The organism is Paenibacillus cymbidii (genome assembly GCF_004764705.1).
Lineage (GTDB): Bacteria > Bacillota > Bacilli > Paenibacillales > NBRC-103111 > Paenibacillus_AN > Paenibacillus_AN cymbidii.
On the sequence record NZ_SHLX01000013.1, the window covers coordinates 139356 to 164720 of the forward strand.

18 protein-coding genes and 3 pseudogenes are annotated in these 25365 nt (G+C 58.6%); 8 read left to right on the plus strand and 13 right to left on the minus strand.

Going from position 1 to position 25365, the window contains the following annotated elements; translation table 11 throughout:
- Positions 1-328 precede the first annotated feature (328 nt).
- Positions 329-2407, minus strand: coding sequence for a sensor histidine kinase (locus tag EXY20_RS18910; protein ID WP_135553662.1), 2079 nt, complete (start codon positions 2405-2407; stop codon positions 329-331).
- A 139-nt stretch (positions 2408-2546) separates the two neighbouring features.
- Here EXY20_RS18910 and EXY20_RS18915 point away from each other — a divergent pair, with 139 nt between their 5' ends.
- Entirely contained in the window at positions 2547-3272 is a 726-nt protein-coding gene (locus EXY20_RS18915) for a response regulator transcription factor (RefSeq protein WP_135553663.1), read from the plus strand.
- A 91-nt stretch (positions 3273-3363) separates the two neighbouring features.
- Here EXY20_RS18915 and EXY20_RS18920 read toward each other — a convergent pair whose 3' ends face one another.
- Positions 3364-9357, minus strand: a complete 5994-nt coding sequence (locus EXY20_RS18920) for an S-layer homology domain-containing protein (protein ID WP_135553664.1) — start codon at positions 9355-9357, stop codon at positions 3364-3366.
- A gap of 211 nt (positions 9358-9568) precedes the next feature.
- On the opposite strand from EXY20_RS18920, the gene EXY20_RS18925 reads away from it, so the two are divergent.
- The 5 genes from EXY20_RS18925 to EXY20_RS18945 all read left to right on the plus strand — a co-directional run bounded on the left by EXY20_RS18925 (position 9569) and on the right by EXY20_RS18945 (position 13673).
- Positions 9569-9805, plus strand: a complete 237-nt coding sequence (locus EXY20_RS18925) for a hypothetical protein (RefSeq protein ID WP_135553665.1) — start codon at positions 9569-9571, stop codon at positions 9803-9805.
- Positions 9802-10206, plus strand: a complete 405-nt coding sequence (locus EXY20_RS18930) for a B-box zinc finger protein (RefSeq protein WP_135553666.1) — start codon at positions 9802-9804, stop codon at positions 10204-10206. Before EXY20_RS18925 ends, EXY20_RS18930 begins: the two co-directional genes overlap by 4 nt.
- A 65-nt stretch (positions 10207-10271) precedes the next feature.
- Entirely contained in the window at positions 10272-12419 is a 2148-nt protein-coding gene (locus EXY20_RS18935) for an ABC transporter transmembrane domain-containing protein (RefSeq protein WP_135553667.1), read from the plus strand.
- A gap of 90 nt (positions 12420-12509) precedes the next feature.
- Positions 12510-13025, plus strand: a complete 516-nt coding sequence (locus EXY20_RS18940) for a hypothetical protein (RefSeq protein WP_135553668.1) — start codon at positions 12510-12512, stop codon at positions 13023-13025.
- A 135-nt stretch (positions 13026-13160) separates the two neighbouring features.
- Positions 13161-13673 (plus strand): hypothetical protein, encoded by a 513-nt coding sequence (locus EXY20_RS18945; RefSeq protein WP_135553669.1) that lies wholly within the window; start codon positions 13161-13163, stop codon positions 13671-13673.
- A 114-nt stretch (positions 13674-13787) separates the two neighbouring features.
- On the opposite strand, the gene EXY20_RS18950 is transcribed toward EXY20_RS18945, so the two are convergent.
- The 5 genes and pseudogenes from EXY20_RS18950 to EXY20_RS18960 form a co-directional block, all read right to left on the minus strand.
- Entirely contained in the window at positions 13788-15314 is a 1527-nt protein-coding gene (locus EXY20_RS18950) for a DEAD/DEAH box helicase (protein WP_207671297.1), read from the minus strand.
- A 63-nt stretch (positions 15315-15377) separates the two neighbouring features.
- Positions 15378-15533: pseudogene (locus EXY20_RS40675) on the minus strand (TOTE conflict system archaeo-eukaryotic primase domain-containing protein); the annotation flags it as partial.
- A 32-nt stretch (positions 15534-15565) separates the two neighbouring features.
- A pseudogene (locus EXY20_RS40680) lies at positions 15566-15862 on the minus strand (restriction endonuclease subunit R); the annotation flags it as partial.
- A 131-nt stretch (positions 15863-15993) separates the two neighbouring features.
- Positions 15994-16887 (minus strand): Rpn family recombination-promoting nuclease/putative transposase, encoded by an 894-nt coding sequence (locus tag EXY20_RS18955; RefSeq protein ID WP_135553670.1) that lies wholly within the window; start codon positions 16885-16887, stop codon positions 15994-15996.
- Between the two features lie 123 nt (positions 16888-17010).
- The gene (locus EXY20_RS18960) at positions 17011-17859 is read right to left on the minus strand and encodes a hypothetical protein (RefSeq protein WP_135553671.1); all 849 of its coding nucleotides are present in this window, start codon (positions 17857-17859) and stop codon (positions 17011-17013) included.
- Between the two features lie 232 nt (positions 17860-18091).
- On the opposite strand from EXY20_RS18960, the gene EXY20_RS18965 reads away from it, so the two are divergent.
- Positions 18092-18487, plus strand: a complete 396-nt coding sequence (locus EXY20_RS18965) for a VOC family protein (RefSeq protein WP_135553672.1) — start codon at positions 18092-18094, stop codon at positions 18485-18487.
- 82 nt (positions 18488-18569) lie between these two features.
- On the opposite strand, the gene EXY20_RS18970 is transcribed toward EXY20_RS18965, so the two are convergent.
- The 6 genes and pseudogenes from EXY20_RS18970 to EXY20_RS39880 form a co-directional block, all read right to left on the minus strand.
- The gene (locus tag EXY20_RS18970; RefSeq protein ID WP_207671299.1) at positions 18570-18971 is read right to left on the minus strand and encodes a hypothetical protein; all 402 of its coding nucleotides are present in this window, start codon (positions 18969-18971) and stop codon (positions 18570-18572) included.
- A 138-nt stretch (positions 18972-19109) separates the two neighbouring features.
- Positions 19110-19856: an RQC domain-containing protein gene (locus EXY20_RS18975; RefSeq protein ID WP_135553673.1), complete on the minus strand. Its 747-nt coding sequence runs from the start codon at positions 19854-19856 to the stop codon at positions 19110-19112.
- Positions 19857-20649: 793 nt separating this feature from the next.
- Complete coding sequence (locus EXY20_RS18980) at positions 20650-20964, minus strand: DMT family transporter (protein WP_135553674.1); 315 nt, start codon at positions 20962-20964, stop codon at positions 20650-20652.
- Positions 20964-21314 (minus strand): DMT family transporter, encoded by a 351-nt coding sequence (locus EXY20_RS18985; RefSeq protein WP_135553675.1) that lies wholly within the window; start codon positions 21312-21314, stop codon positions 20964-20966. Before EXY20_RS18985 ends, EXY20_RS18980 begins: the two co-directional genes overlap by 1 nt.
- 204 nt (positions 21315-21518) lie before the next feature.
- Positions 21519-21734, minus strand: a complete 216-nt coding sequence (locus EXY20_RS39875; protein ID WP_235886099.1) for a YiaA/YiaB family inner membrane protein — start codon at positions 21732-21734, stop codon at positions 21519-21521.
- Positions 21735-21770: 36 nt separating this feature from the next.
- A pseudogene (locus tag EXY20_RS39880) lies at positions 21771-21932 on the minus strand (YiaA/YiaB family inner membrane protein); the annotation flags it as partial.
- A gap of 305 nt (positions 21933-22237) precedes the next feature.
- Here EXY20_RS39880 and EXY20_RS18995 point away from each other — a divergent pair.
- Positions 22238-25345 carry an ATP-binding protein gene (locus tag EXY20_RS18995; RefSeq protein ID WP_235886091.1) on the plus strand — a complete coding sequence of 1036 codons (3108 nt, stop codon included), beginning with the start codon at positions 22238-22240 and terminating at the stop codon, positions 25343-25345.
- The last annotated feature ends 20 nt before the right edge of the window (positions 25346-25365 follow it).

Sequence of the window (25365 nt, forward strand, 5' to 3'; positions counted from 1 at the left end):
AGCCTGCCGCGTCGAGCCTGCGGTGTGGAGTCGTACAGTTGGTGGAGTTGCTCGAACGTTCGCGCGTGGTGGACAGTTGGTGGAGCTATTCTATAACTTTCGGCGCGGGACGGGCAGTTGGTGGAGCTACTCTATAACTTTCGGCGCGAGGCGGGCAGTTGATAGAGTTGTTCAGTGTGGGCGGCGGCTTATTGCCACGGCCCGCGTGCAAGCAAATAAGAGATGCTTGAAACGTCAGCGAACTAAGGCCGATTTCAGCCTTACAGAAGCGTTTCGGCGAGTGGCGAACAAAATAAGGCTGATTTCCGATTAACCTGACAACATGGCCTTACTCCCCGCCAGCCGCCGCTTTCGCCGCCGGCAAAACCACCACAAACCGGCTCCCCCGCCCCGGTTCGCTCGACGCCGTGATCGTGCCGCCGTGCCGGTCGACGATCTCCCTGGCGATCGCCAGGCCGAGGCCGCTCCCCGTCGACGGGTCGGTTTGCTCGCCGCGGTTGGCGCGGTCGAATATGCCGCGCAGCGCCTCCGCCCCGATCCCGTTCCCTTCGTCTTCGACGGCGATCTGCACCCCGCCCGCGTCGATCTTCGCCTCCAGCCTGACCTGCCGGCCAGCCGGCGAATATTTGCAGGCGTTGTGCACGAGATTCGACAGCACCCGCCGCATGCCGTGCGGGTCGATCGTCATCACGGGATCGCAGTTGGCGAGCACCGTCTTTGAGCATTGCAGCCCGGCGATCTGCACGAATTCCTCCAGGAAAACGAACTCCTGCACGATCCATTGCTTCATGTGCAGCGCTTCGGTCGACTCGTACGCCGCCGCCGTTTCCTGCTCGGCCAGGCTCAGCCGGAACAAGTCGTCGATGAACCGCGTGATATAGCGTACCTTGCCGTACAGATTTTCCAGGTGCTTGTTCTGCTCCCCGGGCTGCACCTGGATGCCGAGCATCATCGCCCGGATGCCGGCCTGCACGACGGTCAGCGGCGACCTTACGTCATGCGAGATATTCTGCAATAGCTCGCTGCGCCGCCGCTGCGATTGCACCAGCTTCTCCGTGCGCTCGTGCACGGTCATCTCCAGTTCCTCGTTCCACCGTTCCAGCGTGCGCACCAGCTTCTCCTGATTGGCGATCATTTGCCGCTGCGCCTGATTTTTTTCCCGTTCGATCTGTCTGGTTTGGTAGGACAACGCGGCAGCCAGAATAATAAACTCCGCAATCGAACCGATCTGGTAGCCGTAATGCGTGAGCACGCTGTAATCGGCCAGACCGAACGTATACAGCACGGAAGGCGCCGCGCAGCCGATAATGGCCATCCCCCCGAGCACCATGTATCTTGCCGCAATATTGCCCTGGAACACGCTGAAGAAAATCGACGCGATCAGCGTCAGCCCAACGGCCATCTCGTACCAGATGGCGATCGTCGAGAAGCCCGGCCAATGAAACAGCAGCGCCAGAATAACGAACGGCGACACCCATTGCACCGCCTGCGCCGCATAACGCAGCCCGGGAGCGTACTTGTCCAGCTGAAGCATCCGGCGCAGGAACAACAACGCAAACCACAAGCACATAATAAAAAGGATGAGAAACACGCCTTCAGACGTATCGAACGTGCGCAACAGCAGTCGGATGACCCCGCTGCGTTCGCCGAACAGCTCCTGCGGCAATCCGTTCCAAATCAGCTGGGACAGCGCAAAGAAAAACACATACAACGCATAAAATACGTAAGCGGCATTCCGCATAAAAACGAAAAGGGAGAACATGTACGCCGCCATAAGCAGCACGAAGCCGTAGTACAAGCCGAACAGCACGTATTCCGTGCGAAGCTGGCCCTGGTATGCCATCGGCCGCATCAAGTCGAGCGGCAAAATCATCGAACCTCCGGTCGTCGCCCGCAGGTAGAGCGTCACGTCCCGCCCCTCGGGCAGCGCCAGCTCGTACGCCCAGTAGTGATCGTCCAGCCGGAAACCGGCTGCGCCGCCCGTTTCCCCGGACAATGCCTGTCCGTCCACGTACACCTCGACCGTATCGACGGTCGCGTTCGACAACCGCAGCACCCAGCGCTCCTGCTGGCTTTCATTGCGGATCGTCGCCCGCATCCAGTACGTGCTCCCGTCCAGCCCGAAGGCGGATCGCCCCGCCGCGGGAACGAAACGCTCCGCTGCCGGCGACGCCTGTGCCCCCGCATAAGTCAGCGCCCCTTCCGGATCGGGCAGCACCTGCATGCCGGCGTTCAAGCTGACGGTAGCAGACGCTGCGGTCAGCCGCACCTCGTCCCCCCGCCCATTGTCCGGCGCCTTCTCCCGCTCGTCCGGCATAAAGAAGAACCATACAAACGCAATGCCGACGACGAACAGCAGGATGGCGAGCAGGAACAACCGGTTGCGCTCCGCTAAGGTCTTGCTCATGAACGGACCTCAATTCTTTCCCGAATACTGGCCGATTATCTCTTCCCTCCCATAGTACCACCACCCGCGGAAAAATGTTACTATACCGATAGAACCATTCCGCAAGCCAGTTTCGCAAGTGGAGAGGAGTTTGGCGGAAGTGGAGCATCCGATCATTTTCGTCATTGACGACGACCCGGATATTCAGCAGGTGGTGACGGCCTTTCTGACCCACGAAGGGTATGTCGTGCGCAATGCGCTCAGCGCCGCCGCGGCGCTGGAATGGCTTGCGATCGAAGAACCGGATCTGATCGTGCTGGATATCGGGATCCCCGATATGGACGGCATTACGCTGTGCCACAATATTCGCAAGCAGTACCAACGGCCTATCCTGTTCGTGTCCGGTACGCTGCAGCAGGAGCAGAAGACGCTGTCCCTGAAGTCGGGCGGCGACGACTTTATTGCCAAACCGTTCGATCCCGAAGATCTGATGCTGCGGGTAAAAGCGAATCTGCGCTGGAGCCGGTTGCTCGGCCAAGCTCCCGCAAAGGAAACGAAGCTGGAATTTCCCGGGCTCAGCATCGATCTGGAGCGGATGACGGTAACGGTCAACCGCCAACCGGTGCCGCTCCTGGCCAAAGATTTTCAACTGCTGGTCGCGCTGGCCAAAAACCCCAACCAGGTGTTCCACCCGCGCCAGCTCTATCGCCAGGTGTGGGAGGACGAAGCCAACTATTCCAAAGACACCGTCAAAGCCCACATCTTCAACCTGCGCAAAAAAATAGAACCCCTGCCGTCGCTCCCCCGGTATATCATCACGGCGGGACGGCTGGGCTACAAGTTCAATCCGTACGGCGCCGTGGAGCCGGCCGCCACTTCCGAATAATCTTTTTCCGCCGCATCCGGATACTTGTCCGTTCCAATGCGGAAACAAGCGGCATCCCCGGGGGATGCCGCTTGTTCTGTGAACCCGCCGATCAGTGGGTGAAATAGTACATCATCGCCTTGTTCATCGCGCCCCGCAGCACAGACTGGAAGGTCGTCAAATTGTCGGCCAGGCCAAGCGAGGCGAGCGGCGCGACGGCCGTCATGATATTGAGAATTTGCCAGCCGAGCTCGTTATGATAGATGTCCCACAACGCGTCCCAGGTGTCGCTTGCGCCGTAGCCGGCCTGCACCAGCTGGATGCACGCCGGGATCCAGTCCCAGCCGAGCCGCTTCATGATGCGGGCGGCGTCGTTGCCGCTCATGCCCGCTTCGCGCATGATCGCGAACGGGATGCCTTCGCGGAGGTCGGTCAGCATGGCGCTGATGGCGCTGTCCAGGTCCGCTTGAATGAAGCTTACGCCGATATTGGTGGCCAGCGACTTCAACGCTTCATACACCTGCATATCCGTAAAATAGCGCTGAAAGTGAATCTGCGCTTCCAGCATCGAACGCCCCAGTTGGGTTAGCGTCAACGGCGAGTTCCGGGCAATCGCATCCCCGACCTGCGCGAGCGTCCACGAGGCGCCGATCGCCTGCTTGCCTTCCCACATATCGGTGACGTAATACCGCGGGTCGTCCTTGATCGCCACCAGCGCCTTGGCCATGTCGTCGATGCTCCGCCAGCCGCCGTCGTACAGGTTCTTGAGCATCATGCTCGTGCGGCTGTCCATGGCAAACGCCATGACAGCGGCTTGTTCCAGCGTGCCGTTCCACGACCGCAGATAAGCCACGGCCTGGACGGGAGTGAGTTCGTCGCTCCCCACCGTACGGCCGATATCGGCAGGCGCATACCCGAGCTGGAACAGCAGGCGCAGCGTTTCCTGCGCGCTGTAGCGCCAGGCGTCCTGCAGGACGCGGCGCGCCTCGTTCGCCGGCAGGCCGAGATTGCGCAGCTGCGCGGCCGCCGTCGCGTCTCCCCGGCCGAAGTCCGAATCGAGCATGGCTTTTTCCAATTCGGTGTAGAAGTACCCGCTCTGCTGCAAGGCAATGAGAATGTCGCCTTGCGCGCTGGCCGGAAGCGCGCCCCTGATCGCCAGGTAAGCGTCAAGCGCGCGGTAGTTCCGCTTGGCCATCTCCTTCGCAACGGTCTGCACATCCGTGGCGCCATACAGCTGCACCATGGCGAGCGCAATTTGCGGCGCCGCGTCCCCGTGATAATCGTAACCGAGCGCGTAAAGTATACTCGTTTGCGTATAGCCGGCCTTCTTCAACAGCAGCGCGATCTGCACGCCGTCGTTCACGCCGAAATACCCCTGCAGCAGCGGGAATGCGTCGGAAGCGCTGTAATACTGGGCGGCCAGCATGCTGACATAAAGGTCGACGCCCGCTTGGCCAAAATGGCTGCCGACCGCACCCGCGACATCCTTCGCAAGCGCGTGCGACCGATTCTGCAGCATGGCGCTCAGCATATCGACCGCATTCAAATGGTACACATGGTCGAGAATGTCGATCGTATCGCTCAGCGGACTGTTCAGCGACTGCAGCACGGAGATCGCATATTTTGCCGTGCGCGCGTCCGAAGCTTGCAGCGTGGTTTCCAGCCGGTTCGACACTTCCGGATACACGGCGGCAATGACGGCGTCCATCTTCGCGATGGCGCCCGTTGCGTAAATATAACCGTCGCAATACGTCTGGAAAATCGCGATCAATACGTTGTTCTGCGAGAAGCCGGCCGTTTTGAGCCCGCTCGCCATAACGACAGGATCGGCGACGCCAAACGAGGCTTTCAAGGATGTCGCCGCGAACGTCGCCGAATCCGGTCCGTCATGGTTGCGGTCGAACAGGTCCTTGGCCAGCACCGCAAACGGATCGACGCCGAATGCGTCGGTCACCGCTGCGGCCACGTCCGCCGGCGCATAACCGACGCCGGGAGCGTTCAGCATGTTCGTCACCTGCACGGCGTAGTTGCTGCCGGAGCCGAACATGTTGCGGAGCGCCATTGTCACTTCGTTCAAGGCATAGCCGAGGTTTTTCAACGCCAGCGCCATGTCCTCGAGCCGCACATTCCGTTTGCCGTAGAGGAACCAGGCCACGTCCGTCGCGCTGTAGCCCGCTGCCTTGAACGACTGGCCGTTCAGCGTCAGGCCCTCGCCGATCTGATTCGTCGTATAGCCCGCGGAAGCCAGATCGAGAATCAAGGTGGTCGTATCGGTATGGCCATATACTTGTTTCAAGATTTGCGATACCGCATATATGCCGGTCAAATCGGGAACGTAGGAGCCTCTTAACGCTCGGACGGCTTCCACCGCAGTCGCCCCGTACTTGTCTTTCAGCACCTGGCCCACGAACAGCATGTCAGGCAAGGAGCCTCGAAACAGACCGGCGTCCTGCAAAATCCGGATCGTGTCGACCATCGTCGAGCCGCTGACGTTCACCATGGCGCCGACCGCATCCATTTTGGCGAATGCGGGCTGCAGATCGTTCACCAGACTGATGTTGTTCGCCAGCCCCGCGCCGATCAGGAAAGCGGCGATTTCATCCGCGGAGCAGCCCGGAATCGGCTGGTTTGTCGCCGTATTCGTGCCGCTCATCGCCAGCAGCTTCGTATACCCGCTATTGGACGCGCTTCGATACACCTTGTAGAGCAGCGCGCCCAGGATGCTTTTCATGCTCGCCAGTTGGAATCCGCTCGCCCGCAGCTCGAGAATAACGGCGCTTGCCTGCGCCTCCGTCAGCGTCGATTGCGGAGCCAAATAAGAGACGATATCCGCAGCGCTGAAATTGGCGGCGCCGAGAGCGGCGGCGATCGTCATTTGCCCCGGCTGCCTCGTCGTTGCCGTCGGAACGCCGAACTGGGCGAGCAAGGACGCGATCTCGGCGATGGGAGCGCCGTACACCTGACGCAGCGCTGTGGCCACTTCGCCCGGATTGTACGCCTGGGGAACGCTTGCCGGCATCGGGTCGATCTGGAACAGCTGCGCCACCATATCCGCTTTGGTATGGATTTCGGCGTTGCCGAGCAGCGCTCTTGTCGTTTCCACCGCCGAATATCCGGCCTTGTTCATAAAATAAACCGTGTAATTCAGCCGCGCCCCGGTGAGCCTGTTCATGAGGTCGAAATATTCCGGCGCCGTGAAGGCGCTCTTCAAGGCGGCATACGGATTGTCTACCGTAAGCAGTCCTTCCCAAACCTGCTGGGCCGCGTATCCTGCCTTGCGCAGCGTCTGGGCCGTTTGCTCCGGCGTCGCCTCGTAAGTTTGCAGAAGCATGACTCCGATATCCGCAGCCGCGTAACCGGCTTCGCGCAGCAAGTCCGTCGCCCGGTCCCGGTCGACGCCGTAAACGGCTCGCAGCACTTCCCCCGCCTTCCCGGTATCGATGCCGGCTGCTTTCATCGCGGCTGCGGCCTGTCTGTCATCGTTCTGGTACACCTGGTACAACACTTGTCCGACATCGGCGCGGAAATTCGAATAGACGCTCAATAATTTTGCGGCTCTGTCGTTGCTCGTCCCGTAAAAGGTTCGCATCGACGCGGCCAGCTGAAGAGTCGGATAAAACCAACTGATGGCCACAACTTGCTCGTCGGTGTATCCCCCCTCCTTCAACGCCCTGATCCAATCGTCGGAATTGCCGTTCAGGTAGCTGAAGTTTTTGCCCAGGTTGTTGACATTCAGAATCCCCGCTTCCTTCATCCCGATCAGCAGATGATAGACGCTGATCCCGTAGGGCAGCAGCATGCCGGGCATGTTCTCATTGCTGATCCCGTACACGGTATTCAGCGCTTTGACCAGCGCATTCGTATTGTAGCCGCCGCCCAAGATCGCTTTCACCGCGTCGTCCGCATTGATACCCGCATTGTTCTTCAAATCGGTCGCCGTCTGCACGGCGGTCATCCCGAGCATCCTGTCGTAAGCCGCCCGGCCGCCCGGCGTGCCGCCGTTGGCAAACACCCGCCAGGTGAAAGCGGGCAGCGCCTTGTCGTCGGCGGAACGGACCGTACCCGGCGCATAACGCAGCTCCAGCGTGTTCGGGTGAACAGGCGCGCCCAGCGCGAACTCGATCCGCGTCGCCGACGCCGACAGCGCCGCACCCGTAATCGCCACCGGCGCGCCGGAGTCGGTGAGCGTGAAGCCGGCCGGCGCTTCGGGCAAGTCGGCCATCGTTTTGCTGAACAGCACCACAAGCTTGCGTTGATCGGGGCTCGTCATGGCTCCGGTGACCGCCGGCACGTCGGGCACGACAACCTTCATGCCGCTGCTGAACACATACCCCGGCATCGCCAGCGTCAACGCGTAGGAGGCGCCCCCGGTCAGGAAACCGTCTACCCGGTAGGTCGCGCCGTCATCCGTGCTGCGCAGCTTGGAGACGAGGGCGGGCATGCCGTCGGCATTCACCATGACAAGATTGGCGATCGACAGGTTCGGAACCGCCGGCGACAGCGACAGATCGAAGCCGTTCGCCGCCGGGTTGCCGACCGTTGCCGTCGCCCAAATCACCGACGGCCCGCTGTCTCCTCCGTCTCCCCCGCCGGCGGCGTTCCCGGCTCCCGCACCTGCTCCCCCCGCCGGCGCGCCGTTCGTTGTCGTTCCGCCGACATTCGCGGAAATACCGCCTGCCACGATCGTTTGCGCCGGCTTCTGGGCGACGGTGACGCCCGCCGAAGTGATCGACACCGTGTTGATCGCGCCGTCGCCTTTGATCGTAGCCGCTGCGCCCGCGTTGACAATGCCGACCTGCGTATTTTTTTGCAGCGTGACGCCGGCTCCCGCCGCTTGCTCCGTCAGCGTCAAATTGTCGACCTTGCCGCTGGTGACGTTCAGCTGCGCCGGCGCAACGAGGACGACGTTCGGGAAGTCGCCGTCGAGCGTCACTTCCCCTGTCGTCGACACCGTTACGGTGCCGTAGCTGGCTCCGCTGCCGCTGGCTACCTGCAGCGTGGCGCCGGATGCGACCGTCACTTGATCGACGGCCGTCGAACCTTCGATCACTACCCGCACTTGCCCGTCCACCTTCGTAATGAAGACGCGGGTCAACGTCGAGTCCAGCACGTGCACGCTGTTGCGGCCGCCGCCTTTGACGGTCGTTGTGCCCTTGACGACAACGCCGTCCAGCGCAACATCGCCTTCGCCAATGCCTTCGCCAAGCAGCAAATCGCCGGTGATCGTCACGTTGCGCAGCACGACGTTCGGCACGTTGATCGCCATGTCGCCTTCAAACGTTTCCGTGCCGGAAGCCGGCCCGTACGTTCCCGCCGTGTCGATGGAGGAAGCCAGTCCGGGTGGCGGAGTCGTTTCGCTTTCGGCCATCTTGCGCACGCGTTCCAGCAGCACGACCGCTTCGGCCCGCGTCAGCGGCCGGCCGGCACGAAATACGTTGCCGTCGTATCCTTCCATGATGCCGGCTGCGGTCACGGCGCCGATCGCGCCCCGGCTCCACGCCGCCATCTCCTGCGCGTCCGCGAACGGAGCGGCAGCAGCTGCGCCTTCGGCGTCCAGCTTCAGCAACCGCGCGATGACAACCGCCGCCTCCTGCCGGGTAATGGATGCTTCCGGACGGAACAAACCGTCGCCGCCGCCCTGCATGTACCCGGCTTCCAGCGCCCGCGCCACCTCCGGCGCATACCAGTCCGTCTCCGCTACGTCGGCGAACGGGACCGCCGCCGCCTTCGTATAACGGAACGCCCGGTTTACCAGCGCGGCCAACTCCACGCGGGTCACTTGGCCGTCCGGGCGGAAGCTGCCGTCCGGGAACCCGTTCGCCAGCCCCTGCCGCAGCCAGGCCGTTATGGCAGGCTCCGCCCAGTGCCCGGCGATGTCGGCTGCTGCCGGCAATGAGCCCGCGGACGCCTCTGCCGCCGGTGCTCCGGCCTCGGGCGTTGGCGTTATTGCCGCAGCCGTCGCTGCAGCCAGTCGTTCGGCGGCCATCGCCGCCTCCGCATACGACGTCTCCCGCTGGCCGGGAACCGCCACGAACGAGGCGAGCAATGACAGGACAAGCGCCACGACACCCGCCCGTTTTCTCCATCCCAAGCATTTCTTTTGCATCAATATTCCCGCCTTCCGATCCCATGATGATTCGCTTTCCTTGCGACTCGTCCCACGGCGAACAGCCGCCGGAAACGACGTCTTTAGCTTCATTTTAGCGGCAATCGGTAAAATAGCGGTTTTTGGGCAAACAAAATTTTTACGGGAGATAAGTCCGAACGAATCGTTTATAATGGACAAAGCCTATCTATCCCATGTAAAGGTGGTTGCCATGGCAAAAACGAACAACGGCGTTTGCGCATCCTGCAATAAAACATTCAGCAAAATGGCCATTGCGAGGCATTTGCAAAACTGCCCCGGCAGGGCGCCGAAAGCCGGGACCAGTCCGTATTTTCTGCTGAGCGCGCAAGGGCGGTATTCGCCGGAATACTGGCTCTATTTCGAGGCAAGCGCGGACGAAACGCTGGCGAAGCTGGACGATTTCCTGCGCGATACGTGGCTGGAATGAGCATGTTCGAGTTCGCGGATGAAACCTACTCTTCCGCCCCCGACCCGGACTATGGCGACAAAAGCATGCGAATCAAGCTGGGCCGCTTGCTGCACAAAGGCTTGACCTTCCGGCACGAGTACGATATGGGCTCAACGACCGAATTGACGCTGAAGGTGGTCGGAGAACGATCCGGCGCCAAACGCGCTTCCGGCATCGAGCTTCTCGCTCGCAACGATGCCCCCGTCCTCACCTGCACCGCATGCAAAAATGCGGAGGCGGCCTACGTCTGCTCGGATTGCCAGTATGACGAGTCCGGCTGGTTGTGCGAATCCTGCGCCGAAGAGCACGAATGCGGAGAAGAAATGCTGCTTCCGGTCGTCAACTCGCCGCGCGTAGGCGTTTGCGATTACTCGGGATGAGCTTCTTTTCCGCCCACTAACGAACCCCGCCTATGAACCACTACTGCCGAGAGGGGTGATTGTGTTTGCGTTTTATTGGAACCCTGATGCGCCTCATGCTGCCGTACAAGGCGCTGGGCTGGATGTTCGTGCTGTGCCTGCTCGTCGAAGTCGCCTATGCGGCGGCGGCCCCCTTGAGCTTGAAATATATGGTGGACGAAGCGTTCACGCCACGGAACTTTCATGCTTTTCTCGTCATCCTGCTGCTGTTGCTCGGCGGCGGATTGCTTAACATCGGCGCCAGCTTCGGCGGGGATTATGCGCTGGGCAACCTGGGCGGGCGAATGATCCGCAAGCTGCGCATCGACCTGTTCACCCATCTGCAGCGGCAATCGCTCCCTTTCTACCAGCATTACCAAATCGGCGATCTCGTCACCCGCTTTTCCACCGATATGAACGCCGTCGAGCGGGTCGTACGCGTGGCGCTTCCCTTTTTCCTGAAGGAGGCGCTTGGGGTTGTGCTCGGCTTGATTCTTCTGTTCTCCATCGAGTGGAAACTTACGCTGGCCATGCTCGCCGGCTCCACGCTGATGTTCGTCGGTCCGCGGCTGATGCAGAGACGTACGGAAACCGCCAATGTTCGCTACAAGGAAGCGCAGGAACGCTTCACCAATACGATCGACGAGATGGTCAAAGGGCACAAAACGATCCGCAGCCTGCACCTGCAGGAGCGGTTCCAGGAGCGCGCCCGGAAGCAGGCGCACGAGCTGTTCTCCTTCGGCCTGAACGTCCATCTGGCCGGCTCCCTGATGGAGCGGCTCCCGCTGATGGCGCTGCTTCTGCTGAACGGGATTATGATCGGCTTCGGCGGTTATTTGATTTTTCATGACCAGATGACGGTCGGCGGGTTCATGGCGTTCTTCACCTTGTTCCTGAGCGTGGGCCAGTCCGGATCGAGCCTGTCGTTCCTGATCCCGAACCTGATCGATTCGTCGATCAGCTTCCGGCGCATTCGCGACGTGCTGGACCAGCCGCCGAGCGTGCCGGAGGCTCCGCATCCGCTGGCGCTCCCACCGTCGCTCCCCGGCGTGCGGATGGACGAGGTGACGTTCGGCTACAGCGAGGAAACCGAGCAGCTCAAGCAGGTGAACCTGCGCATTGCGCCTGGAAGTTATGCGGCGTTCATCGGCACGAGCGGCTCCGGTAAAAGCACCGCGCTCCAGCTGCTGTCGCGCTTCTACGATCCGCGGCAAGGTACGGTGGCGATCGGCGAACACGACCTGCGCACCGTCAGCGAAGCGTCGCTAAGAAACACGGTGACGCTCGTCACCCAGGATACGTTCCTGTTCCATACGACCATCCGCGACAATTTGCTGCAAGGCAGCGGCGTGTCGGAGGAAGACATGATCGAAGCGGCGAAGCAGGCGAATATCCATGAAGTGATTGCCGGCTGGCCGGACGGCTACGATACGATGGTGCACCACGGCGGCGGCTCGTTGTCCGGCGGCGAACGCCAGCGCATTGCCATCGCCCGGGCGCTGCTGCGGCGGCCGAAGCTGCTGCTGCTCGACGAAGTGACGTCGGCGCTCGATCCGGCCACCGAAGCGGACATCAACGGGCTGCTGGAGCGGCTCCGTTCGAAAACAACGATCGTCGCCGTCACTCACCGGCTCGCCTCCGTGCAGCATGCCGACTGCATCTATGTGTTCCGGGACGGCCGCATCGCGGATTCCGGCACGCACCGGGAGCTGCTTGACCGGAGCGAGCTGTATCGCAGCCTGTGGGAGAAGCAATTCGGCTTCCACTTGTCCCAGGACGGTCTCCATGCCACAGTGGAACTGGAGCGGTTGGCCAAATTCCCGTTCTTCGAAGGAGTTGCGCTTCCGCTGCTGCAGGACATCGCCTCGCTGTTCGCCACCGAAACGTGCAAGGAAGGCGAGCCTGTCGTGAGCGAAGGCGAGCAAGGCAACAAGTTTTACATGATCGTGCGGGGCAAATTCGAAGTGCTGAAACGGATGGAGAACGGGGCGGAACGAAGAGTCGCCGTGCTCCAGGACGGGGATCATTTCGGCGAAATCGCGCTGCTGCACAACATCCCGCGGACAGCTACGGTGAAGGCGCTCGGGCCTTCCGTGCTGCTGTCCCTTCGGCAAGAAGCGTTTCACCGGCTGATGGACGAGCACCCGAACCTGAAGCTTGCCTTGGAGCGCATCCTCCTTACCAGAATCGGATGACAACAAATGCCAGGGCGTGTTTGAATACTCCGAAGACAGCAGATTGCACCTGAGCGAGTGTTCAAATACGCCCCAGGGAGGCGATACACAATGACGACAACATGCCATCTATGTGCCAGCGAGGACGATTTTGCCCGGGCGAGTTTGTTTCTGCTGGCCCACAAGCGCGACTTGCATCCCGCTTACACCACGCTCGAAATGGTGACGCTGATCTACTCGTACGCAACCAAGGGCCGCATCGTCAGCGCCATGGACGACAATCGCTGCGTGGTAGGCGTATCGGCCTACTATATCGGAACGCCGGAGCGCGATTTCATGGATCGGGACGTGGCGCTGCTGGATGTGGCTATCGCCGATCCGGCCTATCGGGGGGCGCGGCTGTTCCTTCAGGGGCTTGTTTACATGGTGCAGTCGATAATCGAGAAGGAACCGGAAGTACAAGAACTCCGGCTCGCCGCCCTCGCCGACAACGATTATTTGTGCCGGCTGTACGCCAAATTTGCCAAACCCGGTTACGAACGGGAGGGCAGTCACGGCAAAGAAATCGTATTTTGTGTGAAAATTAACACTCTTAAGGGTACCCTAAACAAATGGGCCAAGGTATAATGGAAGAGACTAATTACAACAGGAGGCGATCCCTATGTACCCGGCAAAACCAGATGTTAAAGAAATCGTCAAAGGAAGCGGCTTCGGCAGAATCGTCAAAGACAACGACTCCCTTCGCGTGATTGTGCAGTCATAATGCCGTTTGTGTTTCGCGCCGTCGAATTCGAGATGGATCATGAAGCCTACATTGACTTCCTGCTCCGTCATCACGACGAGCTGAACTTGCCTTACCCGTTCGCCATGAAGCTCAGCTTCATCAGCAGTCCGCTTTTCCTCGGCCAAGCGATGCTTGCCATCAACGAAGAGTCGTACGAGTTGGTCGGCGCCGCCGGCTTCGGCTACGGGACCGGCCCCGGCAACTACGAGGACAAGCATATTTGCCAGATCGAAGTAGCTTTCATCGAGCGGGAATGGCGGCGCTCGCCCTTGTTCGCACATGGCTTGCGCGCGCTGGTCGAGGCGATTCGGGCCGGCAATCCCGAGGTGAGCCAGGTGCAGTTCTGGATCGCCGCAGCGGATGCAGCCGGACGGCTATTCGCCAAATTCCTCGCCCTTCCCGGGGCGAGCCAAACGTTCGTCAATCAGTTGGCGCTGGTCACGGTGCCGTTCCACGAGCTGGAGCGGTACTGCCTCCGGCTGCGTTGCTGAAAAGCCTGTCGCTATGCAGCGGCAGGCTTTTTCGTTTTCGTGCGGCGGGAGCCGCGTTCCTTCCCGAAATAGGCCATGAAAAATGGCCTATTTCGCTCCCCCGCTGCCACATCGTCATTCCACGCCGCGGTAGCCCATTTTCCGGTATCCTTTGACCCGTTTCTTGAACATCCCCATCAGCATCGGGACTTGAAAATCGATATAGTCGTAAATCCGCACCTCTTCCTTGTTCGCATGCGATCGATGCAGCCGGCCGGCATATTGCTGCAGCGTTCCGGACCAGGAAATCGGGTGGACGAGAAACAACGTATCCAGCCGGGCATCGTCGAACCCTTCGCCGATCAATTTTCCCGTCGCGATAAACACCCGCTCTTCGCGATCCCCAATTTCCGCAATTTGCCGGCGAATGGCCTCCCGCTCCTTTTTTCCCATCCCTCCGCGAAGGACAATCACATTTTTGGCAAAGTTGCGCAAACGCTGCTCGAAATATTCCGCATGCGCCGTCCGTTCCACCAACAGCAGCGGCGAACGTCCTTCATCCAGACATTTCAGCAAATCATCAAAAATCATCGTGTTCCGCTCCTCATCCCGCACCAGGTATTGGTAAATTTCCTGGATGCCCGGGTTCGAAGCGTGCTCCGGCTGCATCGCAAACGTGGTATACCGCGGAATGACCGTCAGCGAAAATCCGCGGGAGCCGCTCAGCATCCTGGCATCAATCTTCATCCGGACCGGACCGAGCTGCATCGTGACGATCGGTTCTTGTCCGTCTTGCCGTTTAAGCGTGGCTGTCAGACCGAGCACATATCGAGCTGTCGCTTTCATGAGCACCTGTTCGAAGCTGAAGGCGGAGAGATGGTGACATTCGTCGACGATGATGTTACCGTATTCCGCGATGACTTCATTTACATTGCCCTTTCGATTCAGGCTCTGGATGACGGCAATATCGACCATGCCCGTGCGTTTGTCTTTCCCGCCGCCAATGACGCCAACGGCACCTTTCGGCAAGTCCAAGAACGTTTGCAGCCGTTCCTTCCATTGCTCCATCAGCTCTCGTCGATGCACCAGAATCAACGTATTGACTTGACGTTTTGCGATGATGTTTGCGGCAACGACCGTTTTGCCGAAGCCGGTTGCCGCCGACAAAATTCCCGTTTCATGCGCGAGCATGGCCCTTGCCGCTGCGTCCTGCAACGTGGTCAACTGTCCGACAAAAGAGGCTCCGATCGTTACTCCTGCGAATCGTTTGTCCTCCAGCGCTACAGTTGCGTTATTTTGCGTGGCGAAATCCGTCACCGCCTGATAACAGCCTCTCGGCAACGCGATGTGGCGAGGCAAATCTTCGGCGCAGGCGATTACCCTTGGTATGCCGTAAGTGGAAAGCCGCATCGCCTGTGCCTTGTAAAATTCCGGGTTGGCAAAAGCCGCCAGCCGCATGATGGCGTTGATTGCACGAGCCGATAAATCCTTCTTGGAAACATACAGCCGATCGGAAAGCGTAACCGCAATCTGCGGCGGCAGCGGTTCATCCAACAACCCGGCAGCAACAGACGGCATGCCGCTGTCTTCTGCAGGATCGCCTTCTCCCTCTTTTTCACCCCATCCGGCGCCGAAATGTTCGTCTTCCCGATTCATTTGCATGAAGCGGGATACTTCCTCCTCCGATAATTTCCGGACCCCGGAAAGAAAGCGCCACTGGTCCTCGTAAGGCACAAGGTTTTCATCAACGAATACACTGTTCCCTTGTTTCCGTGGTCCTCCTTGAAGCGGGAGCGCGATGAGATTGCCGAAGCCTCCTCTGGGCAGCGTATCCTGGTTGGGAAACAGCCGGTCGTAGGAGTCGAGACCGAGTTGCCGCATGCGGGCGAGTAGCCCGACTTTCCCTGTTTGCTGTTCCAACGAACCGGATAAACATCCTCCCTGCCGCGAAAATAACTTCGAAACAAAGCCAGCTTGTCTTCCACTTTGGAATATTGATGAACAGAAGCTGCGGGTTCTTGCGTTTGCTCCTCGTGGCGGACCTGCCCCTCATCGCGGATCTGAACCCGGCTCTGTTCCACCGCCTCCGCCGTAGCCGGTTCTGTGATCGGGGACATGAGCTTTATTTGGAGCTGCAAAGAAGCCACTTCTCGTTTCAGCGATTCGATCTCGAGCAAGGCCGCTTCGTACTTTTGCCGCATGTTGTCCATTCGCTTTCACTTCCTCGGAAAAAGTCCCGTTTGACCTAATCATTATAACAAACATTGTAGACAAATCCGCTGCAGCGAAAAAACCGCAGCGGAATACTCCGGCTGCGGCTTCATTCTAGGGCTTGCCAGGGCTATTCGCCCAGACGTGCAATTTCTTCCTCGGATAAGCCTGTCATTTCGGCAATCAGGCTTACCGCAAAACCTTTACTCAACATACTCAGCGCCACTTTTTCGATGCCTTGTTCGATACCCTTTTCGATACCTTGTTCGATGCCTTGTTCGATGCCTTTTTTGAGGCCTTTGGCTTCCGCCTCTGCCATCAGGCTGTCATGCTCGATGCGCGAAAACTCGCGCGCCTCATACAATCGCAATGTCTCCTCGTCGCCGCTAAGCCATTCCAACCATGCCTCTGTTTTCTGTATGACCGGATCCATACGAATCAACTCCTCCAACTGATTTTCCGGCAATTGATCATCCAGAAACAACAACCATCTGTGCAAAGGATCTTGCAAATTTTTATGCGCCGCGGCAAACTTCGGACATTCGATCATATGCACTTCGAACACGTCCGTCATCATAAACCGCTGTTCGTGATCCTCGTAAAAATGATACGTACTATGAAACCGCTCGAAAGCGAACAGATTGAAATCGAGCAGATTGATGGTGATCGTCTTTTTCAAATTTTCGTATTTGCCGCCGGACTTGATCGACTCCACATACATTTTGCTAAGATAGAACAAAGTACGTTTGATCATATTTTGCCGATCGATCAATTGCACTTCGATATTGATTTGCACCCGATCCAACGTTTCTGCGCGGATGTCCAGTCGGCCCGTTTTGTCGGTTACGAGTTCTTTCAATAGTTCCTTGTTCTTCTCCACCACAGTGAGGTCGACAATGCGACGATGATCCTCAAGCCGGAGAATCGCGTTCAACAGGGAAATCAAGCTTTCTTTCGTTTCCCGTTCGCCGAACAACCGCTGAAAAATGAAATCATTTTTCGGCTTGAGCCGCTTCCCCTTCATCGTTTACAGCTTCTCCTTATTATACCACAATCTATCGCCCCAAACGACACGAATAAACCTCCTCGAATTCCTCAAATAACCTGCATTGCCATACTAGCAGCAGACTGTTGATCTCTTTCTGTATTACTTCAGCAGCCTCGCTTTCCCGTGCCTCACCAAAAACATATTGCCGGACACCGGATAAGGATAAAGGTGAACGTTGCGATGCACAATCGAGTCAAACCCCGATTCGCGCACCAGCTCCGCCGCCTGAAGCATCGTCTCCATCGGCTCCTTCGAACGCAGCACCAGCGTGCACTGCCGATTGGGAAAAGCAATCACGTAGTGGCTCGGCATGCGGTTCTTCACCAGCTCCGCCTGCAGGAATTGGCACTCCATCGGAAACGGCGGCTCCAAATAAACATCGACCGTACAGGTGGATCGCAGCGGGCTGCGCAAGCGCAAACGCGGCGATTGCCAGCCTCCCTTTTGCAAATTGCGGTACGCCTGACGCTTCACCTCCGCTTCCGTCAGATGAGGATTTGCCGCCAGGAGGGAATGGGTTACGATCTTGGAGCAGCCTCCCTTGATTTCCAGATAAATTTGCCGAAGCCCGGGCAAATAATCGTCCGAGACGAAGGGCATTTCCTCGCCTGCCTCCTCCACATATCTCGTGTCCCTAATCGCGGGATAAAGATAGGCGGGATCGATTTGATACCCCTCTTCCAACCCGCTCATGTAACGGGAGGTTCGGACCACATCGTTCAGGTAATCGATCGTCACATTCAAATCTCCGCTCGCCCGATACAGGCGATACGTGTCGTGAAGACTCACGCGGACCTGGTGGTCCGGCTTGTTCGGATCGATTCCGATCTCCAGCAGCAAGGGTTCCTTCGCTTTTCGGCGCACGCTCATCTTCAGACTCTCCTTCAAATGCTGCACCATCATTTCCGCAAACTCTTCCGGCGTATTGTACAATCGCACAACCTTCATCTCAACTTGCCTCCTTTTCCCGGGAAAAGCAAAAAGCCCCAACCCGACGTCATCATGGACGTCGAGTCAGGGCGTGCTTCGCCTCTGTGTATGATGCTTTATTTTACCATATAAACAATCGAATGGGAAGCCGGATTTTTCAAAATATTTATACAAATCACTCCGGCATGGAAAGTATAATGGGGAGGAGCACGACGAAAAAGAGACAAGCCACACCTGGGAGGAAAGATCGATGGGCCGATTGATTCATTTTGAAATCCATGTCGACGACATGGAGCGCGCAAAGAAGTTTTACGGCGAAGTATTCGGATGGACGTTTGAAGATTGGAGCGAATACGCGGGAACACCTTATTGGGGCGCCATTACGGGCGATGCCAATGAAATGGGCATCAACGGGGCGCTGATGCAGCGCCGCGGCGCCGCGCCCGCGCCGGGCCAAGCGATGAACGGCTACGCCTGTACGATGGGGGTGGGCGATTACGACGCTGCCGAAGCCGGCATTATGCGGCTGGGCGGCAAAGTTGCGGTGCCGAAGCATGCACTGCCCGGAATGGCATGGCAAGGCTACTTCGTGGACACGGAAGGCAATGTGTTCGGCATTCACCAGCCGGACCCGAACGCGAAATAACGCTTCCGCCATGCGCGAAAAGGCGTCCTTCCCGGCAATCCGGGCGGGCGCCTTTTGGCTGTTTTTAGCCCTATACGTTAATCTATTCCGCAATAGCAACAGAGCGCTGCTCGGGCTTTTGCTCGATACGAACCTTGACATAGTGGGTCGAATAGTGCTTTTCAATTTGCGCTTCGCCCGATTTGGAAAATCGCAGCGGACGCTTCGGCCCTTTTCCCCATGACATGTAGGCGGTGACAGATTCCTTAAGGCCCATTTCCTTTGCCATTTTCCTGAACTCCTTCATGATGAAGCTGAACTGACCCAAGTTGCCATGAATCACACGCTCCAGATAAGGAACCCTGCCGAACCGCCATTCTTCCACGAGCTTGGGCGTCAGCTTGTCCAGCTTCAGGAACAACTCCAGCGGGCTGGCATATCCTTTCTCCCACACTAATTGATGCATCGCATGACGAACCTTTCGCTGCAATTCTTGTCTGTTCAAGCCTTCCGCTCCTCACTTCCTACTGCCCTCTAAAATATCTTGGCGAATCACGCAGCATGCGTATGTTAGCTTCAGTTATTCGCCGCACTCACCAAGAACAATGGGCAGAGCCTCTCCCAGCCGCCGCTATCACCCGACTCAACCCTTCCCCTCCACACATTCCGGGCACCAATCCGGAAATCGCAGTCCTGCTTCTCTCGTATAGTGAGCCGGATTCTCCTCATCGAAAATAAACAGTTCCCCACAGCGATGACACACCTGGAAAATCGGATCCTCCAATCGAACGATCAACGAGGCGGCCTGCTCCTTCGTTACACGTTCCCATTCCGCATGCTCCATTTCATGCCGCCGGCTCAGCGCGTCGGCTACTTTGCGGATTTCGGCCTGCACCTTTTTGAATGCCGTGCGTTCCCATATGGCCAAGAAGGGAATATACTTCGGATCCCCGGTGCACAACACCTTGTACAGGATCAGCAGGATCATGCCGCGATTCCGTTCCTTCAAATACTCCATACTGACCGGAACCACGCCGTTCGCAATCCAGTTGTCCCACTCCTGCAGAAACTCTTCGGCACGCCTTTCCCGCTCAAGCGCCCACCCGCGCGGAGTGGACACAATCATCGGAAGCTTGCCGCTGTACTGAATCTCCAAAAAATCGGTTTTAATCATATGATCGACTTTGGCCATGACCTGCTCCAGGCTCAGGTCCTGGTAAAACCCGTAGGAAGGGTTTCGCTCCAGGCCGAGCTCAAGCAGTTTTTTGTTGCGAGAGCCCTTCAGTATGTTGGCGAGCATCGACCGTCCGGCTTGGCCAATGAGGTCGTCGGCGGCCCGGAGAATCGCCCGCAGTTCGGCGTCGGGCAACGCCCGAATTCTTTTTCCCATCTCTGTATCAACTCTTTGCCTATTGGATTTACATAACCATTATAACCAATCACCCGCGCTGCAACGAAAAAAGCTGGCCCCGAACCGTCATCCACTTCGGCAAACCAGCCTCGTATCGTCCGCACTCTCGCCGCCTCATCCTTTCACCGAGCCAAGCAGCATGCCTTTGGCAAAATGCTTTTGCAGAAACGGGTACACCAGCATGATCGGCGGGCAAAGATTGCGGGCAACCATGGTGGAAAGACGCCACGCTCCCGCCGAACCCGCCGGGCGACCTGATTCCCGTCATCTGCCTGGAGACGGCCGAGAAGCAGGTGCTGCCCAACTCTTTGGATTCGTTGTGAGGGTACGCAAATAAAACCCGGAAGCTTGGCCCGCTCCATAGCGGCGGCAAGCTCCCGGGTCCCAACACCCCGATTGAGAGACGAAAGCAAGGCGCTGGATGCCTCACTCTCCTCTCGCACAAAGCGCAGCATTCTCCCCTCCGCCAACCAACAAATTTGCTTTTCATGCCGCTCCGATCAAGCGTCCTGAAAATAGGCCCTGTTTTATTGCCTATTTCACCAAAAACGGCCGCCCCTCCAAAATAACCAGTGAAATCACTGGCTATTTCGGCTGAAATGCCTGATTTGGGGGCCTGGCGGAGCAAATAAGCCCTATTTTCACTGGCTATTTCCGACGAGACACCCCAAATCGGGCAAATAAGCCATTTATTATGGGCTATTTTCGTTACCAGGCGCACACGAGATGACTTGCTTCGCGATCGGAGAAGCGAATCTTCCGCGCAGTCCCGTCAACCGACCAGCTTTAAGCCAACGACCGAAAAAATAACGCCCAACATACAGCCGATCCGCAGCCAACTCCTCGACTCTTTGAAAAAGAGCATGCCGACAACAGCGGCGCCGACCGTGCCGATGCCCGTCCAGACGGCATAAGCGGTGGCGAGCGGGATCGTATCCATCGCTTTGACCAGCAGTTGGAAACTGAGGAGGAAGCCGACGATCAGGATCAGATTGTTGGGCCAGTTGTTTTGGCGGGCGACGCGTTTGATGCCGATGACCCCGACCACCTCCAGCAGCCCGGCCGCTACGAGCAGCATCCAGTCCATTACGCTCCCCCTTCCTTGCTCGACAATTTCAGGCCGATGATGCAAGCCAGCAGAGTCAGAATGAACAGGATTCGCCACCCGCTGACGTTGCCGCCGGACATCGCCATTTCCACCACTGTCGTCCCGAGCGTTCCCATCCCGGCGAAAACGGCATACACCGTGCCGACCGGCAGCACCTTGCTGGCGCGAATAATCAGATCGAAGCTGGTCAACAAGGCGGCAAGCACAACAATGCCGGGAACCTCGTCATATTTGAACCCGCTTGCCCATACAATCTCCAACAGTCCGCCCAGCACCACGTACGCCCATGCCCGCGTATCGCTGATTCGTTTTTCGGCTTTTTCCGCCATGGCCGCTTTCCACCTCCAGTAACGCGCACGCGCCAAGTATGTTACGCAAGTCTAAGCCTCTCGTTTCGCGCCAAGAAGCCGCCCCTTCGCCGGGCATCGCCTGCATATGACGAAAAAAAAGCCCGAACCGCACGGCCTGCCGCTCCGTGCGAAATCGTGGCTCTCTTCGAAGCGGCCGCTCTCTCGGGGAAACGCCGCTCCCTTTTACGCGTCCGCGTTCGTATGGTAGTTGTCCTCTTCATTGTCGCGGATCGTCTTCTGCAGCACGAAGCAAGATACGATCAGAAACGCTCCGGCGATCGCATAGTACCCTTTGACATAAAGCGGCTCTTCCAGCGTGGAAAGTCCGATGTACTCCGCAAGCACCGCGATCACAAAGCCTCCCCAGGCGAGAAAGGTGAAGGCGCCCGTATTTCTCATCCGGTGGTTGGCATTGATCGAATCCTTGATGAATTTGTCCTCGTCGTTGTCGCGAACCACCTTCTGCAGCGTAAACGAGCTCAGGATGAGAAGGATGCCGCAAACGCCGTAATACCCTTGCACGGATAGCGGCTGCTTGAGCGAATAAATGCCGACAAATTCAAACCCGGCCGCCAGGACGAAAGCCGCCCAGGCCATAAAGCTATAGGCCGGCGTATTCCGCCGACGGTAAAAATTCGTTTTCTTCACAGGCGTAAACTCTTCCACAGTGAACCTCCCCGTTAATGTTCGAGCCGCGCTCCCTCCAGCGTTTGCCGTTTTCCGCCGCCCCGCATACACAAAGAGAACGCATCCAAATCCGCATGCGGGGATAAGATACGTTCCTCTAGTTTGCCAAAATTATGCAAGTTGACGTCAGTATAGCATGGGACAAGAAATACTTGCAATATCTTCATCTTCTCCCAAGCTTCCTGCCCCGCGCAACAGAGGAAAACCCGGTCCGATTGTCGAACGTAACAGTCATGACAACGAAACGGATTTTTCTCATTCTCGGCATTTATCTGTTGGTCATCACCGGCATTCGCCTGGCATGGAGCGTTTGGCAGGCGCCCGCTCCCCATCCCGATGCGGCCCTGGGCACCCTCGACCTGAAGGCATGGGACAAGTCGTCGAACCGAACGTTCCCGCTGAACGGCGAATGGGAGTTTTACCCGTTCGCCTTCTATAGCCAGGAGAGCATGCAACCTGCACCGCCGAAGCCGACTTATATTCGCGTCCCCGGAAACTGGAAGCAGGCGCTGACCCCGGAAGGCGACTCGTCGATCGGCTACGGCTCGTATCGGCTCGTGATCCGGATCCCCGACGCCGGCGAACGGTTATTCGCCCTGCGGATTCCTCAGATCAAGAACGCATCCGAATTGTACGTGAACGGACGCTTGCTGGCCCATTCCGGCACGCCGGGAACCGACGCCGACACCTACACGCCGCGCCGGGTACCCTACTCGGCCAGCTTCTCCGTTGCCGGCGATACGATAGAAATCGTCATCCAGGTCGCCAATTTCGATTATGCCTCCACGGGAGGCATCACCTTGCCGGTCAAATTCGGCACCCAACAGGCGGTCGAAAAAGAGGTATGGTTTTCCCGGAGCTTGCAGCTGCTGGTTTGCACCATTCTGCTGATGCATGCCTTCTATGTATGCCTTCTGCTGTTCATCGGCGGCAGAATGCCCGGTCTGATCAGCTTCTTCCTGCTCATCGTGAGCGAAGTCGTGTCGATCCTGATCGACACCGACCGTCTGCTGCTCGTCTGGCTGCCAATCGATTTCGAATGGTCGTACAGGCTGTTTCACCTCTCCTATCAAGGCATCATTTATTTCCTGTTCCGTTATGCCGGACAGCTGCTGGGCGGACCGGCTTTCTCCCGCCGCTTCCGCTGGTTCGGCATCGCCTGCGCGCTGTCGGCCGGCATTGCCTTGTTCCTGCCGCTGCATACGCTGATGCGGCTGGGCTATTTCAATCTGCCCCTGTATCTCTTCACCATTCTGGCCGTGCCGACGCTTGCGTTTCGCGCCGTCAGGCGCGGCGAGCGGAACGCGATCTTCCTGCTGATCGGCGGGGCGACCATTGCCGTAAACGCGCTATGGGGCATCTTGAAGACGGGATATTTTAGCGAAATCGGCAACTACCCGCTGGATCTGATTTTCACTGTGCTCGCGGTGGCCGCGTACTGGTTCAATCGTCACATCAGCTCCGCGAGGCAGACGAAGCTGCTGGCCGAAAAGCTGCAGGAAGCGGACAAGCGCAAGGACGACTTTCTCGCCCACACGTCCCACGAGCTGCGCAACCCGCTTCACGGCATGCTGAATATCGCCCAGGCGGTGCTTGACGACGAAAGTGTCCGGAAGGACGGGAACCACCAAGACAGCCTGCGCCTGCTCATTACCGTTGGCCAGCGCATGTCGTTTCTGCTGAGCGATTTGCTCGACATCGGCCGGCTGCGGGACAATGCCGTCATCCTGCACCTGTCTCCCGTTCGCGTGCAGGCGCTGGCTTCCGGCGTCCTCGACATGCTGCGGTTCATGACGGAAGGCAAACCGATCCGGCTCGTCAACCGCATCCCGGATTCTTTCCCGCCGCTATGGGCGGACGAGAACCGGCTGATGCAAATCGTATTCAACCTGCTGCATAACGCGGTCAAATTTACGGCGGCCGGCCAGGTCGTCATCGACGCCACGGCGCAAGACGGACGAGCGCGCATCACCGTATCCGATACGGGAATCGGGATGGACGAAGCGACGTTGCGCCGGATTTTCCAGTCTTACGAGCAAGCCGATTCGAGCATCACGTCGCCGGGCGGCGGCATCGGGCTCGGCCTGAGCATCTGCAAGCAGCTGGTCGAGCTGCACGGCGGCACGATCCGAGCGGAATCGGCGCCAAACAACGGATCGATATTTACGATCGAGCTGCCGCTTGCGGCAGCTTCGGCTGCGGATGTAACGGAGGCGGCCGCCCCTTCGCCGGAAGCCGCCTTCGCATCGGCCCGCGAAGAAGTCGCGGCCGCAGCCGCCAACATTTCCGCGCTTCCGCCCGAAGCTGCCGGAGAAATGCCAACCCTCGGCACCGACGGAATCCGCATTCTGGCGGTCGACGACGATCCGGTCAACCTGCGGGTGCTGGCCCGAACGTTATCCTCCGAGCTCTACCGGCTCGGCACCGCGACAAACGGCACCGAGGCGTTGGCCATGCTGGACGCGGTCCATTGGGACGTGGTGATCGTCGACGTCATGATGCCCGGCATGTCCGGCTACGAGCTGACGCGGCGCATCCGCGAGAGATATACCTTGTCCGAGCTGCCGATTCTGCTGCTGACGGCGCGCAGCCAGCCCGAAGACATCCAGACCGGCTTCCTCGCCGGGGCCAACGACTATATCGTCAAGCCGATGAACGCGCTGGAAATCAAATCGCGCATTCGCGCGCTCACCGACCTGACGCTGTCCATCCGCGACCGCATGCACATGGAAGCAGCCTGGCTGCAAGCGCAAATCAGGCCGCACTTTCTGTTCAACACGCTCAGCGCCATCGTTTCGCTCGGCGAAACCGATACGGACCGCATGCGCAAGCTGGCGGATACGTTCGGCGTCTATTTGCGCGCCAGCTACGATTTCAAAAACTCCGACAAACGGGTTCCCTTGCACGACGAACTGGAGCTGGTCCGGGCCTATTTGTCGATCGAAAAGGAGCGTTTCGGGGAACGTCTTGAGGTGCAATGGGACGTCAATGCCTCTTCGCAGCTGCTTGTCCCGCCGCTATCCATTCAGCCCCTGGTCGAAAATGCGGCTCGCCACGGCATTCTGAAACGAACCCGCGGCGGGACTATCGGCATCCGGATCGCCGAATACGAGCGGCATGCGGAGGTCAGCGTCGCCGACGACGGCGCGGGGATGGACGACGCGACCCTTCAGCGCATTCTGGAGCGCCGGTCCGCCGCGGAGCGAAACGGGATCGGGCTGATCAACACCGACCGACGGTTGAAGCAGTTGTATGGGCAAGGTCTCCATATCGAGAGCCGGCCGGGCCACGGCACGACCGTTTCGTTCCGGATCGTGAAATGAGGCTTCCTTATCGCCTCCGT